This is a genomic window from Bradyrhizobium pachyrhizi (genome assembly GCF_001189245.1).
GTDB lineage: Bacteria > Pseudomonadota > Alphaproteobacteria > Rhizobiales > Xanthobacteraceae > Bradyrhizobium > Bradyrhizobium pachyrhizi.
In genome coordinates, this window is sequence record NZ_LFIQ01000059.1 from 72,630 (window position 1) to 87,481 (window position 14,852).

13 protein-coding genes are annotated in these 14,852 nt (G+C 58.8%); 6 read left to right on the forward strand and 7 right to left on the reverse strand.

Annotation, left to right across the window (positions count from 1 at the left end):
- Nucleotides 1-121 precede the first annotated feature (121 nt).
- The gene (locus AKL29_RS12935; RefSeq protein WP_050384440.1) at nucleotides 122-1,039 is read left to right on the forward strand and encodes a branched-chain amino acid transaminase; all 918 of its coding nucleotides are present in this window, start codon (nucleotides 122-124) and stop codon (nucleotides 1,037-1,039) included.
- A 441-nt stretch (nucleotides 1,040-1,480) separates the two neighbouring features.
- Here the strand turns inward: AKL29_RS12935 and AKL29_RS12940 are convergent, their stop codons facing one another.
- Entirely contained in the window at nucleotides 1,481-2,401 is a 921-nt protein-coding gene (locus AKL29_RS12940; protein ID WP_050384441.1) for a branched-chain amino acid transaminase, read from the reverse strand.
- A gap of 406 nt (nucleotides 2,402-2,807) precedes the next feature.
- On the opposite strand from AKL29_RS12940, the gene AKL29_RS12945 reads away from it, so the two are divergent.
- Complete coding sequence (locus tag AKL29_RS12945; RefSeq protein ID WP_050384442.1) at nucleotides 2,808-3,932, forward strand: aminotransferase-like domain-containing protein; 1,125 nt, start codon at nucleotides 2,808-2,810, stop codon at nucleotides 3,930-3,932.
- A 72-nt stretch (nucleotides 3,933-4,004) separates the two neighbouring features.
- Nucleotides 4,005-4,748: a phosphonate metabolism transcriptional regulator PhnF gene (phnF, locus tag AKL29_RS12950; protein WP_050384443.1), complete on the forward strand. Its 744-nt coding sequence runs from the start codon at nucleotides 4,005-4,007 to the stop codon at nucleotides 4,746-4,748.
- Nucleotides 4,749-5,225: 477 nt separating this feature from the next.
- On the opposite strand, the gene AKL29_RS12955 is transcribed toward phnF, so the two are convergent.
- Complete coding sequence (locus tag AKL29_RS12955) at nucleotides 5,226-6,449, reverse strand: Fic family protein (protein ID WP_050384444.1); 1,224 nt, start codon at nucleotides 6,447-6,449, stop codon at nucleotides 5,226-5,228.
- Between the two features lie 523 nt (nucleotides 6,450-6,972).
- Between AKL29_RS12955 and AKL29_RS12960 the strand changes: the two genes are divergently transcribed.
- Nucleotides 6,973-8,280, forward strand: coding sequence for a DUF2130 domain-containing protein (locus tag AKL29_RS12960; protein WP_050384445.1), 1,308 nt, complete (start codon nucleotides 6,973-6,975; stop codon nucleotides 8,278-8,280).
- A gap of 544 nt (nucleotides 8,281-8,824) precedes the next feature.
- Here AKL29_RS12960 and AKL29_RS12965 read toward each other — a convergent pair.
- Together AKL29_RS12965 and AKL29_RS41870 are read right to left on the reverse strand one after the other, a co-directional pair.
- Nucleotides 8,825-10,399: a porin gene (locus AKL29_RS12965; protein ID WP_050384446.1), complete on the reverse strand. Its 1,575-nt coding sequence runs from the start codon at nucleotides 10,397-10,399 to the stop codon at nucleotides 8,825-8,827.
- Between the two features lie 684 nt (nucleotides 10,400-11,083).
- On the reverse strand, nucleotides 11,084-11,347 hold the full coding sequence (locus AKL29_RS41870) for a hypothetical protein (RefSeq protein ID WP_152977564.1): 264 nt from the start codon (nucleotides 11,345-11,347) through the stop codon (nucleotides 11,084-11,086).
- Here AKL29_RS41870 and AKL29_RS40660 point away from each other — a divergent pair.
- Both AKL29_RS40660 and AKL29_RS12970 read left to right on the forward strand, forming a co-directional pair.
- Entirely contained in the window at nucleotides 11,346-11,684 is a 339-nt protein-coding gene (locus AKL29_RS40660; protein WP_082190580.1) for a class I SAM-dependent methyltransferase, read from the forward strand. The two genes, AKL29_RS41870 and AKL29_RS40660, sit on opposite strands and share 2 nt — an antisense overlap.
- A gap of 93 nt (nucleotides 11,685-11,777) precedes the next feature.
- Nucleotides 11,778-12,167, forward strand: coding sequence for a hypothetical protein (locus AKL29_RS12970; RefSeq protein WP_050384447.1), 390 nt, complete (start codon nucleotides 11,778-11,780; stop codon nucleotides 12,165-12,167).
- Nucleotides 12,168-12,463: 296 nt separating this feature from the next.
- On the opposite strand, the gene AKL29_RS12975 is transcribed toward AKL29_RS12970, so the two are convergent.
- From AKL29_RS12975 to AKL29_RS12985, 3 genes are all read right to left on the reverse strand, one after another.
- Nucleotides 12,464-13,069: a phytanoyl-CoA dioxygenase family protein gene (locus tag AKL29_RS12975; protein ID WP_082190581.1), complete on the reverse strand. Its 606-nt coding sequence runs from the start codon at nucleotides 13,067-13,069 to the stop codon at nucleotides 12,464-12,466.
- On the reverse strand, nucleotides 13,021-13,416 hold the full coding sequence (locus tag AKL29_RS42800) for a phytanoyl-CoA dioxygenase family protein (RefSeq protein WP_050384449.1): 396 nt from the start codon (nucleotides 13,414-13,416) through the stop codon (nucleotides 13,021-13,023). Before AKL29_RS42800 ends, AKL29_RS12975 begins: the two co-directional genes overlap by 49 nt.
- Nucleotides 13,417-13,565: 149 nt before the next feature.
- Complete coding sequence (locus tag AKL29_RS12985; RefSeq protein WP_050384450.1) at nucleotides 13,566-14,840, reverse strand: extracellular solute-binding protein; 1,275 nt, start codon at nucleotides 14,838-14,840, stop codon at nucleotides 13,566-13,568.
- Between the last annotated feature and the right edge of the window lie 12 nt (nucleotides 14,841-14,852).

A 14,852-nucleotide genomic window follows, 5' to 3' on the forward strand; every position in this document is an offset into this window, starting at 1 on the left:
GCGGATAAAATGGCGAAGTTGCTGACCGCGCTCGCCGCACGATCGCCGATGGCACGGCGGTAGCCAGCTCGCTCACGGGGCGAATCAAGTCTCGGCAGCTTCTTATTCGTTATGGGCAAAGATGGATTCGACGGCACAATTTGCATATCTCAACGGCCAAATCGTTCGCTGGAACGATGCCAAGGTGCATGTATTCGCACCGGTGGCAAAGTATGGCATAGGTATTTTCGAAGGAATACGCGGCTATTGGAATGAAGAGGCGCAGCAAATGTACCTCTTTCGTCTCGCAGAGCACCTTGATCGGTTTGCGTTCTCGCAAAAGGCGATGCGGTTCGATCAGGGGCCATCGCGGGAAGAGTTGACAAAGGCCGTCGTTGGCTTGTGTCGCGCAAATGCGTTTCGTGCAACCGTGCATATCCGGATGATGGCTTTCATCGACGGACCTGGCGAGATAGGAGCAACGGGACCCATAGGAACCGCGATCACGGCGCTCCCACGGCAGTCCGCGCAGCAATCCATCAAAGGCGCTTCTGCTCAGATTAGCTCCTGGATGCGCATGCCCGACAATGTGATGCCCGCGCGCATCAAGTGCAACGCAAACTATCATAACGCTCGATTGGCAACCATGCAGGCCCAGCGGGACGGTTACGATGTCGCTTTCCTGCTCAATTCAAGAGGAAAGCTGGCCGAGGCCCCAGCGATGTGCATCTTCATCGTCCGCGAGGGTCAACTGGTTACGCCGAGCGGGACCAACGACATTTTGGAGTCGATTACGCGCCAGACCGTCATCGAATTGGCAGGCAGATACCTCGGGCTAAAGACGGCCGAGCGCGATGTCGATCGGACTGAACTGATTCTCGCCGAGGAAGTGTTCCACTGCGGCACCGGCGCTGAAATTGTGCCGGTGACGTCTGTAGACCGTATACCTGTGGGGAACGGTCGACCTGGAGCGGTAACGCAACAGCTGATCGAGATTTACCGGGCCGTTGTTAGCGGCAAAGATGGCGCGTATCCCTCATGGCGGACTCCGGTCTTTTGATCACGTATTCAGACGAGCCCTAAACGGCCCGGAAAGATCCCTTGAACGGCGGTCGATGTTTGGGCACGAGGGTATTGAGATTGCAAGCCTCTGAGAATTTGAACAAGCCCCGGAATGTCGAACTTTGACGTAGCGGGTTGGGAATGTGAGGGACGAGCGCCGATAGCGATCTCGGTCAACGCTTTGGAACAAGGTGACGATGTTGGGCACGCGTTATGTTTGTGCTCGTCGCAGCCGTCCAGACGAGACAGAGCTCTCCGCCGTCTCACATTTGTCAGAAGTTTCCAGCGGCACGCTTGCAGCGATGCGATCGACACTTCGGTCGATCTCAAGCCGCACTGTGACGAAGCGTTTTGTTTAGCCCAAATCGAGCTCTGATAAGTGACAGCGCCCTTGGGCGGTCGGCGTCTTGCGCGTACAGGCACGACGGATGGCGCCATATTAAACATCCACGGGCGTGAGCCAATTGAGCCAGAGATTTGTGCGCCCGTGGACAAGATCGAAGTAGGCTGCTTGTAATGCTCTCACCACAGGCCCGGCCTTCCCGTCGCCCACTGGGAGGCGGTCGATGCCGAGAATCGGCGTCACTTCCGCTCCCGTCCCCACCAGGAAGGCCTCATCGGCCGCATAAAGTTCGGAGCGGTTAACAACCCGCTGCTCCATCGGCAGGCCGAGGCTTTCGCGCGCGAGCTTGAGGATGGTATCGCGGGTGATACTTTCAAGCACGTCTTCGCAGAGCGGCGGCGTCACCACTACGCCATTGCGGACGATGAAAGGCGTTGACGTGGGGGCCTCGGCCAAATTGCCCTGCTCGTTTAGCAGCAGGGCCTGCTGGTAGCCGTCTGCAAGGGCCTGCATGTGAGCCAATCGCGAGTTGTGGTAGTTGGCGTTAGCCTTGATGCGGGCTGGCATGGCCCGGTCGGGAATCCGCACCCAAGAGCTCACCTGGGCCTGGACACCGTCGATCACCGCACTGGGTACCGGCCGAGCCAGCGCCGTGATAGCGGTGCCGATCGGCCCCGTCACTGTCATGTCTCCCTGACCGTCCAGGTAACTCATGATCCGGATGTGGGTGCTCTCGCGGTACCCGCAGGCCTTGAGCAGATCTGCGGTCTGCTTTGTCAGCTCCTCGGCCGTGAAGGGGGTGTCGAAGCGTACAGCCTTGTGACTGTAGGCCAGGCGCCGCAGGTGGTCCTCCATCCGGAACAGGAGGAGACGGCCCTGCTGCTCGCTCCAGTAGGCCCGCACCCCCTCAAAAACTCCGAGGCCGTATTTCGCAGCCGGGCTGAAGATATGCATTGTGGCCTCCGGCCAGGACACGATCCTTCCGTTCAGCGATGCGTATGGCGCAGGCAGGCTCATGTTCTCTCCTAAGGAATATTGATAGATCGGCCGAGGAAGCCGGCCTCGATCCGCGTTGCCGGTTTATTTGCCGCGGGCAGAAAAATCCTCGATGGGACGATCTCGCTCTTGAGCCACGCTTCCCGCGCGCTGGAGCGCCGCGACGTCGATGGCGCGAGCACGGCGTGGGGTATCGAAATCGAACTCGTGCTGGCTTGGCGCGTCCCATCCGAGGCGCCGGCGGCGGTTCACGCGCCTTTTGGGGCATGGCTCCCGAATTTCCGACCCCATTCGTCTTTGTGCTGCCGCCATGCCTGCCGTTCCCCTGTCTACTCCCAGATTATAGGGGCCTTCCAAAAGGTCTAGTGATATAGATCATTATCAGCTAGGCTGAATGTCCGAATTTCATCGAAACCCTGGAGTCCGCATGACTGTCGTCGCCGATCTCAGCCGCAACCTTCCGCCACCCGTTCCAGAAACCAATCAAGCGTTCCGGACGGTGCTGACCGACCTTCTCGTTGAGACGGACTTCACGGCCCTGACGCGCACCCATCGTTTCATGGGGACAGAAAGAGATCGCATCCAAGGCGGCCAATGGCTGGCTCGCCGCTTAGGCAAGGCGCCATCTGAGGAGCGGGTTGTGCTCACCAACGGCACGCTCAGCGCAATGAACATGATTTATCCCGCGATCATGCGCCCCGGCGAGAACCTGCTTACCGAGCCACTTACCTATCCCGCGGTCCCCGCCATCGCCCGGCAGTATGGATTCCGCACCGCATCCGTGGCCTGCGACGTGGACGGTATGATCCCCGCCGCACTTGACGAGGCCTGCCGCCGGCTGAGCCCCAAAGCCTTGTATTGCTTGGCCACCCTGCAGAATCCAACGACGGTCGTCATGCCGCTCTCCCGCCGGCAAGAGATCATCGAGATCGCTCGACGCTATCGCGTTGCGATCGTGGAGGACGACATCTACAGCGCTTTGCCTGCCGACGCGCCGCCGCCGATGAGTGCGCTCGCGCCGGACATCAGCTGGTATATCCTGGGACTCGGCAAGAGCTTCACCGTGGGCCTGCGGTTCGCCTATGTGGCAGCCCCTTCGGGCACTGAGGCCAAGCGGGCCTTTTGGCCTGGGGTACGCTCCACCTTCTGGATGGCGGCACCGATCACGGCTGCAGTGGTCTCACACTGGATGGAAAGCGGCATGGCTAGTCGGCTGCTCGAGGCAGTCCGCGCGGAGGCGGCCGGGCGCCACACCATGGCCATCTCTGCACTTGCTGGCCTCGACTTCGCCTCTCCGCCTGGCGCGATCCACGGGTGGCTGAAGCTGCCAAGGGGGCAGCGCGAGGCATTCCACGCTCAGATCAAGGCCCGCGGCGTGCTCGCCGGCGACGCGGGCCCTTTTGTCACTGACGGCGGTCCGGTGCCCGACGCTGCGCGGGTCTGCTTCGGGTCTCCGGAAACGCGTGATGAGCTTGCCGTCGGTCTTAAGGCAATCGCCGAGACCACACTCGAGCTTGGCTCGCACCCAAGCCTTATGGGCGAACGCAAATGATCGAGCGAATCGTGCCAATCGAGGGGCGTTGCCTGGTAAATTCGGCGTTATCTGGGAGGACCACATCAGCACATGGTGAAACGGACGGTGGAAGGAATCAGCATGTGGCGGCGGATCGTGGATTCCATAGTCGACGACATCAACCGCGGCGCCCTGGCGCCGGGAGGGCGGCTGCCTTCAGCGCCGGCGATCGCAACCAGATTTGGCGTCAATCGCCTGACCGTGCTGCGCGCTCTGTCGCACCTCGAAAACGAGGGCGTCGTCAGCATGGAGCAGGGCCGCGGGACATTCGTTTCCCACGCCCCAATCAACTATCACTTCGAGAACAGGAAGTACTTCGAGGAAAACATTCTTGAGAACCGAAAGAAGCCATCCCGCAAGCTGATTTCGATCGAGCAAGCCGACGCCTCGGCTGCGGTGTGCGCTGCACTTGGGCTCCGTGATCGTGAGCGTGTGGTCGTAGTGACAACCTTGAGTGAGGCTGATGGTGTGCCGATCAGCTATGGACCAAGCTACTTCCCCGAGAGGTTGCTCCCCAACATCGGTCGGGCTTTCGAAAAGGCGGCGCGGGGCGCCGATGCCGTCTTGTCCACGTCGGCGGTGCTGAAGAAGCTTGGCGTGACCGACTACCACCGCAAATCTGTTCGCATGCGATCGCGACCGCCGACGACCATTGAGGTCGAGCGGCTGAAGATCCCAACGACGGAGCACGTGCTGCAGACCGACGTCATAAATGTCGACGCCGAAGAGCGTCTGATTTCTTTCGGTCAGACCGCCTATGCCGCCAGCCGGGTGGAATTCGTGTTCGGTAGCTGACGGCTGAGCCGGCAGGGCCGTTCCGCCCGGATTTCGTCTCGCACAGATCAAGCCGGCTGATCCGGCGCCTCCACGACGACCAGAGGCCCGAAACTCAAATCCTGATGGTCCAAAGTTTGCTCACAAGCCGACTCTCGTTTGTTCTGAGAAAACGCAGTGGCTTTGCGGGAAAATTACCCGCAGGTGCCTCCCCCGGACGAAATTTCCCTCTCGCCAGAGTGCTTCCTTTCTTTATGGACGATTCGTTTAGACTGTTGGTGAGGTCAAATAGGACTACTCCCAGCGCGCTGGCATCGTCGGCGGCGGCGAACAAAACTTCAGTCGTTGCTGCTGCTACTGCTACTGCTGCTGGCCCTGCCGAAGATCGGCACATGAATGCCGGCATCACCATGGTGCCGATATTGCCATCATAAGATGCGCGGTTCACTGGGTAGCAGGCTCGGAAGCGCGACTTCGGGTATACCAATCCAATACCGGTCACGGTCCCCTGGGACCGGGCTCTTCCGGATCCACCTGATCGGGAAGGACAGGCTCTTCGCCGAACGGACGGTTGATGATGCCGAGCGCTTCGGTAGCGGCATACACGCGGTTGCGCGAGTAACCGGTACGTTCTTCCAGAATTCCTGCCTCGTCCAGTTGAGCGATCGCTTGGTGGACCTGCGGAGGACTGATGTCCAGAAGTTCGCCGAGCCTTTTGGCCGTCACGACCGGATAGTTGTGAAGCTCCTCGAGCGCGCGCGCGGCCGCGGATCCCTTGCGGAATTTGCGGCGCCTCCTCCACAAATCGGATAATTCGGACAACGCCTCACGCGTCCGAATGAGTTCTTCGACCGTGCCGGTTACGGCGTCAGCCATGAAGGTGATGATCGGCTGCCAATCCAACCGCTGTTGGGCATCCTTGAGCGAAGCATAGTATGTATCCTTTTTGCTCTCGATATAGGGAGAGAGGTACAACGGGACGTGCTTCTCGGCCGCCATCATCAGTGGAAGGAGGAGACGGCCGACGCGGCCGTTGCCGTCGCGGAAGGGATGCACCGCCTCGAAATGAGTGTGCGCAATCGCCATGCGCGTGATGAATCCTTGAGTCATCTGCTGCATTCCCTCGTTCCGCAGAAAGTCAACGGTTTGAGCGAGGCAGTCGTGAACCTCCGTAGGAGGCGGAGGGTTCAAGGTCGAATATGCAATGTCCTTGTTTCCGCCAATCCACACTACGCGCGTGCGGAGGTCGCCGGGAACGTCCTTGTAGTCCGGATCGTCCTTCATCACGGCTCGGTGGAGATCCTTGATCAGATCCATCGTGAAGACGCCGTACCCGTCCTTCGCCGCAAGCGGAATGAATCCATCGAGCGCCACGGCGTAGTTTCTCACCTGACGCGCTTCGTCCCTGGCGCCATCGTCGCCCGTCTCCTCAACGAAGAGAAGTTCGTCGAGAGTGCTCTGCGTACCCTCGATCCAAGAGGAACTGACCGCCTCGCGTCTGGTCAGCACGCGGCTGACGATGTAGAGGTCCTTCATCTGGGCGGCGATGGCATCGACCTTGCCGAATGCCGCTTGAGCGGCCTCCAAGGCTTTTGTGGCCCCAGGGGCGAAGATACCGCCCTCCGGAGGTGCCGGCGGCACGATTCCGTAGTGGGAATCGTACGGCGGCGGCAGCCGCTTTAGGGTCTCCCGGATCGTATGGCTGAGATCGCTGCGCTTCATAAAAACCCAACCTGACGGACAATTTCCTATCTATAATTAGGGTTTCCGCAAAAAGCCATAACATGACGCGATCTCAGGGTTGCCAAGATAGGCTTTCGAATTCGGCCCAAAATTCGCTCGACTCCCATGTTCTCTATATGTTCCTGTTGGCGACAGGCCGAATAGACCCGCGAGCTGGGCGCATGCCACCCTAAGCAGATGGACAAATTGGACAAGTTGGCCACGGAGACCGCGATCCGGGGACGCGTGCCCGCATCCGCCGCCGATTGGCCCCGCCGACAAGATACCTCCCGAATAGCAGGACGCCAGGCCGGCCGTCGACCCGATCCAAAAGCGCCGCGTCTATTCGAAGGCAAGCGGCCTTCTCCTCGCCAAGATGCGGTAGCGGCACCAAAATGAGCCGTGGTTTCAGGGGAAAACGGCCGCGCGACGAAGCCTTCATGTGGATAGCAGACGCGCGCTGTCTCGCAACCGCAGCCAGATGATGTTCAATCCGCATCCTATTAATCGACAGGCGTAAATCATGAGTTTCAAAGCGGCCCCGACTGGCGCCACGCACGAGCCCACCTTGCATTGCCCCAACTGCAATCATGAGATCCGCCTGACTGAATCTCTCGCAGCCCCCCTTCTCGCAGAGACCCGTCAGCGCTTTCAGGCGCAACTGGCCGCCAAGGATGCGGAGGTCACCAGGAAGATCGACCTCTTGCGCGCCGAGCGCGAGCAGCTGGCCAAAGACCGTGAGCAGATCGAGGACCAGGTCGCCAAGCGCCTGGCGGCGGCGCGGGGCCAACTGGTGGCAACGGAGTCCAAGAAGGCACGTGAGGCCGCGGCGGCCGAACTGCAGGCCAAGGATGCCGAAGCCAGGGAACTTCGGGCGATGTTGGAGGCCAACAATGCCAAGCTCGCCGAGGCCCAGCGGGTGCAGGCCGAACTGTTGCGAAAGGAGCGTGCGCTGGAGACCGAGAAGCGTGAACTCGACCTGACGATCGAGAAACGCGTGCAGGCCTCCGTCGGCGAGATCCAGATCAAGGCGAGGCAAGAGGCGGACGAGGCCGCGCGTTTGCGCGTGGCAGAGAAGGATCAGACGATCGAGTCGATGACGCGTACAATCGAGGAGCTGAAGCGCAAGGCAGAGCAAGGCTCCCAGCAGGCCCAGGGCGAGGTTCTTGAGCTCGAGCTCGAAGAATTGCTTCGCGGGCGTTTTCCGACCGACGTGATCGAGCCGATCGGCAAAGGTGAACTCGGCGCCGACGTCATGCAGCAGGTGAACGGCACAATCGGTCAGCCCGCCGGCATCATCCTTTGGGAATCCAAGCGGACCAAGGCATGGAGCGATGGCTGGCTTGCGAAGCTACGCGACGACCAGCGCCGTTGTGGCGCAGACGTAGCGCTCATCATCTCGCAGGCGCTGCCGAAGCACGTAGAGCAGTTCGATCTAATCGACGGGGTATGGGTTGCCCACCCCCGCTGCGCTGTTGCTGTGGCAGTTGCGCTCCGCCAGGGACTTATCGACGTCACAAACTCCCGCCTGGTGCAGCAGGGCCAGCAAACCAAGATGGAGCAGGTCTACCACTATTTGACCGGGATAAAATTCCGCCAACGCGTCGACGCCGTCGTCGAGAAGTTCACCGACATGCGCGAGGACCTCGATAAGGAACGCAAGTTCATCAGTCGGCAGTGGGCAAAGCGCGAGACGCAGATCCTGTCCGTCATTGAATCAACGGTCGGCATGGTGGGCGACCTTCAGGCGATCGCCGGCAAGGCTATGCCGGAAATACCGAGCCTTGAGACGCCGTTGCTGGAGGTTCAGGCTGACCGCGCTGTCGGATGATTAGGCGAGCCTGCAATATTGGTCTGCGGGCCAAATCGCGATCATTGCGTTCTAAGCTCAGTTTTGTAGCCTACCTGCTCTGATGGATTTTTCTCATACCAATCATCTTCAACCCAAACATCGTCAGCCGCTTGGTTCTCCAACCCACCGCAGAATGCGTGAGATCGGAGGTAAAGAACTCACGGCCGCCAGGAATCCTTGTCATGTCGGATAATTGGTGCGCGCCCACAAACTGAGGACCAGCATTCTTAAAGCAGAGCGGCGTGATGGATCACCGTGGCTCGACGTTTGACAATGCGGGTGCGGCAGCAACCTTCCGGAGCTTTTTTGAAGGTTGTTGCACCTACGTAAAAATAGAGAAAAATAGGCAAATTAGTTCAAGTGATCACCGCACATGGTGCTCAAAAAGGGCCACTCTGAAGGAGTGGCCCAGGTCAGAGAGGGAAATGTACCGCAAGAGGCTCCGGGGTCAGGCCGCAGCCTGGTTGATCGGCGCGCCGGGCTTTACGACAGAATTCCCTTTCTCCTATTGTCTGACGGGACTTCACCAATTGCGCTGAACGCGTAGAAGCCCGACCAGCGCGCTCTGGTTCTTGAGCTCATACACAGTAGCTGGCTTGCCGACACCTGCGACTGCCGGCGCCCTAATTGTGCCAGAGTACTTCTGATCGAGAAAAGTGGCGTCGAGCTCAGCCGAGAACGTCAGGTTCGTGACAGGCGACCAGCGCGTGATTGTACCGACGCCTGCGATGTTGAAATCGGGATTGCAGACACCGGTCAGGCCAAGTGCAGCCATGCCAGAGCTGCCGCAGATCTGCGCCTTGGCTGCGTCTGTGTAGCGGACAGCGGCCCACCCGCCGTAAAAGCCAGTGTTCCAGTACGGATTCCAGTTGTGGGTATAACCTCCGTTGAAGCCATACGTCGTGGTCAGCTGAAGAGCTGTACCCGTTGCTGCCGTCGTTCCGGAGTAGATGGCATCCGCGATGCCTGCGAGGCCCATGCTCTGATACGCGTCAGCTCTCGCAGAATTGCCGTACATCGCCCACGAGGCTGGAATGTTTTCATTGATACCAAAGTTGATTGCGCCTTTGGCATAGGCAGCTTGCAAGTTGATGGTATCACCGACGCCGGTCGGAATATTCTTGATCGACAAGGCCAGCTGACCAGCCCATCCCCACTTATCGGAGGCGTGTCCAGACGTTTCGTCGGCACCGTAGTAGGCAGCGTGATTATTGTGTGCTGCGACCGAAGCCTGGAAGAGACCCCAGGCCTGGTCAAGACGCGTCATGCCGACGACATCTGGCGCCCGGGTGCCAGCGAAACTCGGCGAGCCATAAACGCCTGTCACAACGCCCGCAGCCGATGCATAACTCGTGTTCCAGATGTTCCTCTGATAGTAGGCAGTCGGGTCCTGCATCGAAACCGTCGCCATCAAGCCCTGACCAAAGTCGGCGGTATAGGTAAACTGGTTGACGCCTGTATTATTTCCGCCGCTGCCCGCAAGGCCGTCGAAGTTGCCGGCTGGATATTGCACCCAAGGCGAGCTGTACTGCGAGACTGCCTTTCCTATGGTGAATCCAGCAAATTGAATGAACGCGAAATAGACGCCGACCGAACCATAGCCAACATTGCCAACGGCCGCATTGGCCGGCGCCGCAGTACCGCCGAGGGACTGGTAGACCGTAGAGCCGTTTCCAGCACCAGTGTAGCTGCCCGATGCCCAGTTGAGAGTCGTTTCGAAGAAGGTGCGGACCAAGCCGTAGTCAGTCGCTGTGCGCGTATCGATGGTGAAGTCGATGCGGGCACGACCGGTATAAGTACCGCTCAGCCGATTATTGGCACCGGCGGGACCCGAGACAGGTGTCATCACAAAGCTCGAGCTGTTCAGCACCGTGTCGGCGCGGGTGAAGCTACCGAGTTTGATGCAGGTATCAGAGCCGGGCACGTAGTAGAATCCGGAACCGTATAGCGAGCATGCCTTCACATACTGGATCTCTTTGGCCTTTACGGGAATATCGGCAGCCTGTGCCGCACTCAACGCAATTAGGCCAGCCGTTGAACCGAGTACAGCCCGTTCGATCGTTCGATGTAAGGCTGAGCGCGCATCGGAAAATGTCATTGTCCCTGTCCTTTGTTAGACCCCGTCGGACCCACGGGTAGCACTGCAAAATAATCGTTTGACGGCCACTCATCGAATAGTGCGATCGTTACGGTCGTGTTTGATGATGGATGACGCATGAAAGTCGACCTCATCCGACCGGGCGCCTCTATTTAAGAAATTGGCCGCGTTACGAATGGTCGCGGGTGGAACGCGACACAAGCAACGTCAGAAATCCGTTACAATCCAATTCAGAGCGAAGCACGCCTAGCCAGCTGACGTGCCGCATTGCTGCGCCAATGCATCGCGATGCTCGAAGTTACAAGGCGCGCAAACGCAAGCGCTGTCTGTCACCGGCTTCCAATACGCCCCTGGCATGCCGGCTACCAGCACCGCAGGATTCCAGTAAGCGGTTGCATGGACCGACGAACGCGCAAATGCCTCAAATTGCGGCAACCAAGTGTGGTCTGACATTTGGGCTCAGTCGCGTCCCCAGCGAAATCAAACAACGAAAGGCAACAATTCGCGCGCCGTCAACTACCAACGCTGGCATTTGATCGAAGTGACAAGACCGTGTCACCCAAGGGGCGGTCAACATTGCGCCCTCTCCCTTTTATGGAACAGACCATCAGCTGGCACGCGCTGTATCCAGATAACGTCCCGGCTTCTCATCCTCGCGGCAGCTGTGCTGCTGGCCCCCAGGCATCAACCATGCAGGGCTTCGATGACAAATTCGTTCGACTGCACCTCACATCGCAAACGACGTCGCCCTCGTGACGCTTGGCGGCGGAAGTTCAAAGAGAGCGAGGAATTGTTGTTTTCCGGAGGCGGCCGCTTTGCCATCGCCGCTCTCTTCACAAGATTTGGACAGGAATTCGGGGGCGCGAGCAACGTCCCGACGATGGCGTGTCGGCCATCGGAGAATTCATGAAAGCAGCCACAACGTTTCAGTTTGGCGAACATTGCCATGGCAACAACCTTTCCCAATTTTGAAACGCCATGGTCGGAGTTCGCCGGCGAGGGAAGGAATTATGATCTTTATCGGCCAGGCTATCCCGGCGAGGTCGCAAAGGTCATCGTGGATCACACTCTTCACCGTCGCCTGGACAGCGATATTGTGGATGTGGGAAGTGGCACAGGAATTTTTACAAGGGTACTTGCCGCAGCGGCCCAAGGTCGGCGCTCCATTATCGGCATCGAGCCGAACGCCGACATGATTCAAGTTGCTATTCAATCAACGCCTCGCGAACTGAACGTCAAATTCCGCAATTCACCAGCCGAGCGGTTACCTTTTCCGGACGGATGAGTCTCGGCCGTCGCGACGGCGACAGCGGCCCATCGCTTTGACAGGCACGCGTTCTACAATGAAGTTGCGCGCATATTGCGTCCGGGCGGGCTCTTGGCGCTTGTCCACAATCGGCATCGGTACTCGGACAGTCCCGCACTTTCAGAATATCACGATTTCGTTGAACAGTGCATTCCGGAGTACCGCAGGGGTACTTTCACCACAGCAGCTGGGACGTACTCAACGATTGATTTCTACAGCGAGCTCGACACCGATCTCAGATTCCAGGACGTGACGGTACGGCAATGGGAATGGGATTTTGATACGCCCCTTCCACATTTCCTCGCACTGAGTTTCTCTTCCAGCCTCATTCAACGATCGGCTGTGATGGTCGGTCAACAAGCCGTCACCAAAAAGCTGACCGAACTATTTGAGCACTACGCGCAGGACGGTCTGCTGCGTCAACCGCACGTTACCGAGGTGACTTTTGCGACAAGGCGGTAACCCGGTTGTTCGGCTGAGCAATAGCTCGGGATTGGCAATGTCGACGCTGTTTGGCGCTCTCGAGCTGAGATACGGACCCCCTTCGTCGGATAGGCCGGTATTCAGCGACCATTTTGTCCGCCCAACGCTAGCCAGCCTTTCTCCAGCCTCTTGACGAAGCAGAAGTCGGAACACGGCGATCCTGCCCGGCGCTTGACCGCAGTGCGCTCGAACGCATTGCCTAGCAGATGCGCCAGGGCGACGCTTAGGTGATGCGGCCGCCCTCGCGTTGATGAGCGAAGCCGTCGAGGTCGGGCTCAGAGCCTGCTTTCTGATTTGAGCCGTTCCTGCCGGCTCTGGTGGTGAGCGGCGATTGCATCCTTCCGCCTGCGACTTTCGGCAACCATCGCCTCATAGAATGCAACAGCATCCGGATCAAAGTCGCGGCTCGGACGTGGCTCGGCGACAAAATTCCGATGCTTGTCGGTTCCACGAACCAGGGTCGCACTATCTTTAAACCCACTGGTCTGGCTGACATGCGCGGCCACATATCTAATGGTAATCCCTAGACGGCGCGTGTCGGAGAAGTTCGGCTTTGAACCGTGAATGAGCATCGTGTGATGAAGGGATATTTGGCCGGGCCGAAGCTCGAGATCGACGGCGTCAGCTTCGTCGACCTTGACCTCGACATCCTGCCCACGACTGAGCAGATTGTTTTTGTCGTCGGTGTCTCTGTGCGGCAATTGCCCCTGGTGATGGCTGCCCGGAATGACGCGCATGCACCCGTTGTTGCGATTACTCGGCGTTAGTGCGATCCAAGCCGTCACAACGCTTGGCTCCGAAAGCCCCCAATACGTCCCATCCTGATGCCAGCTTACAAAGCTCGGATCGCGTGGCTTCTTATCAAAGTGACCGGTTGCCATGCCATGATGTCCAGCCCAAGAACGTCTTCGACCGCATCCAGAATATTCGAGTTCCTCATAAGATCATTGAGCCACATCATCAAAAGATGGGGCTTTATCTTTGATCGCGCCCGTAGATTTGGCTCCCGACTTTCGAGGTCTTCCATGCGTGCCAAGAACTCACTGGCCTCCTCAGCCGAAAGAGCGTCAACCGGACACACGAACCCTTGGGAACGATATTGTTCAACCTGCGCTTCACTCAATATTTTAGGCATTTTTCTCTCCTGGGTAGGTCGCTTCACGTCGATTGACGTGAGAAGGAATGAGGCGGTCAGCAGAACTGGTGCGCCGATGTAGGTTTGCTTCAAACTCTGTAAGTCGCGACGAACGACGCGGCGTATGCCTCCCGTTAAAGATGCTTGGACTCGCTGCGAAGATGTCCGTTATGTTGAAGAGGACGGCGGATGATCGAAAAGCCCAGAAGTCCTGGGTCTATCTTGCGGGCAAGTAAGCGAGCTTAGGTGTTGAGCAATTTGCGGGTCTGCTCGGCCATCGAGGCGAGCGCCGCCTTTGGTTGCGTCCGATGCACAAGCACCTGTCTCATCAGCTCAGTCATCATGTCGGTGATCTTGACCGCGTTGTCGCTCGAGAACGAGACCTGATCTGTGGTGATTGCCAATTGATCAAGGATCCCCCTGTGATAGGGATTGATAGCGAGGTACTGGTTCCGGAATGCCGGATCCTTAAGCGCCATCAGGTTGACGGGCAGATAGCCAGTCTGCCGGGCAAGGATCATCTGGCCGTCCAGCCCGGCAGCGAAGCGCAAGAATGCCCACAGCGCCTTCTGCCGCTCCCAGTCCTTGGTAAACATCATGAAGCCATGGGCAGCGCCGACCAGCCGGCCCCCGGCGGCGGGAACTGGCAGCTGGCCGACCTTCAGCTCGAACCGCCCGTTGGCTGCCTTGGCGACAGATGTGATACCGCTTGCCGAACGAATGAGGATGCCGCAGGTGCCGGCGTTGAACGCTTGGCGCGCCTGTTCGCGCGTCATATTGACAGTGCTCGCCTCTCCGAAGCGCCACACGGCCTCCAACGCTCTTAAGCCTTCAGCTGTATCAAAGGCGATTTCGCTCAAATCGGACTTCAACATTCGTCCGCCAAACGTGGCGATGAGATTCTGAAACATCCAGGCGTTGGAGGCGTCGTATTCGACGAAGCCACCACTAATTGTTCGGTCGAGGGCTGCGACCTTCATGCCGAGCGCGATGATGTCCTCCCAGGTCGAAGGCGGGATGGGCGAGGCGTACCCAACCCGGTTCAGGAGGTCCATGTTGTAGTAAACGACGGGAACCGTCGTGCCGAATGGCATGGCGCGGACGCCTCCACCGGCAGATACGGCCTCCATGAGCGCGCTTGACAGGCCGAGCTCGGCGAAGGCCGCGCTTCCGCCAGCAACGGAATCAAGAGGCTGGGCGTAGCCGCGCCGCGCGAGCAATGGCGCGTAGGTCAGTGACTGCCATGTGCCGTCAGGAAGATCGCTGATCAAACCGTCCCGCAGCGTGGTCTGGAGCAAGGGATCCCAGTTTTCGCCTTTGGCTACGAACTCTATAACGATCTCGGGATTGGCAGAGGTAAACCGGCTGCCGAGTTCACCGAGCATTTTCTGATAGGTGCCGATTGGGGTGCTGATCTTCAATGTCAGCTTAGAGGTGGCGGCGCGCGACGAGCGCAAAACCCCGATGCCGATTGCGGTCGTGCCGGCAACAAGAATATCTCTGCGTGTCAAAGCCATAAGGATCTCCCA

Bases quoted from the DNA above. Each gene is read 5' to 3' on its own strand.
- AKL29_RS12940 (WP_050384441.1), bottom strand. From the start codon at position 2,401: ATGAGCCTGCCTGCGCCATACGCATCGCTGAACGGAAGGATCGTGTCC.
- AKL29_RS12935 (WP_050384440.1), top strand. From the start codon at position 122: ATGGATTCGACGGCACAATTTGCATATCTCAACGGCCAAATCGTTCGC.
- AKL29_RS41870 (WP_152977564.1), bottom strand. From the start codon at position 11,347: ATGGCAATGTTCGCCAAACTGAAACGTTGTGGCTGCTTTCATGAATTC.
- AKL29_RS12975 (WP_082190581.1), bottom strand. From the start codon at position 13,069: ATGGCAACCGGTCACTTTGATAAGAAGCCACGCGATCCGAGCTTTGTA.
- AKL29_RS12955 (WP_050384444.1), bottom strand. From the start codon at position 6,449: ATGAAGCGCAGCGATCTCAGCCATACGATCCGGGAGACCCTAAAGCGG.
- AKL29_RS12965 (WP_050384446.1), bottom strand. From the start codon at position 10,399: ATGACATTTTCCGATGCGCGCTCAGCCTTACATCGAACGATCGAACGG.
- AKL29_RS12985 (WP_050384450.1), bottom strand. From the start codon at position 14,840: ATGGCTTTGACACGCAGAGATATTCTTGTTGCCGGCACGACCGCAATC.
- phnF (WP_050384443.1), top strand. From the start codon at position 4,005: ATGGTGAAACGGACGGTGGAAGGAATCAGCATGTGGCGGCGGATCGTG.
- AKL29_RS12960 (WP_050384445.1), top strand. From the start codon at position 6,973: ATGAGTTTCAAAGCGGCCCCGACTGGCGCCACGCACGAGCCCACCTTG.
- AKL29_RS12945 (WP_050384442.1), top strand. From the start codon at position 2,808: ATGACTGTCGTCGCCGATCTCAGCCGCAACCTTCCGCCACCCGTTCCA.
- AKL29_RS40660 (WP_082190580.1), top strand. From the start codon at position 11,346: ATGGCAACAACCTTTCCCAATTTTGAAACGCCATGGTCGGAGTTCGCC.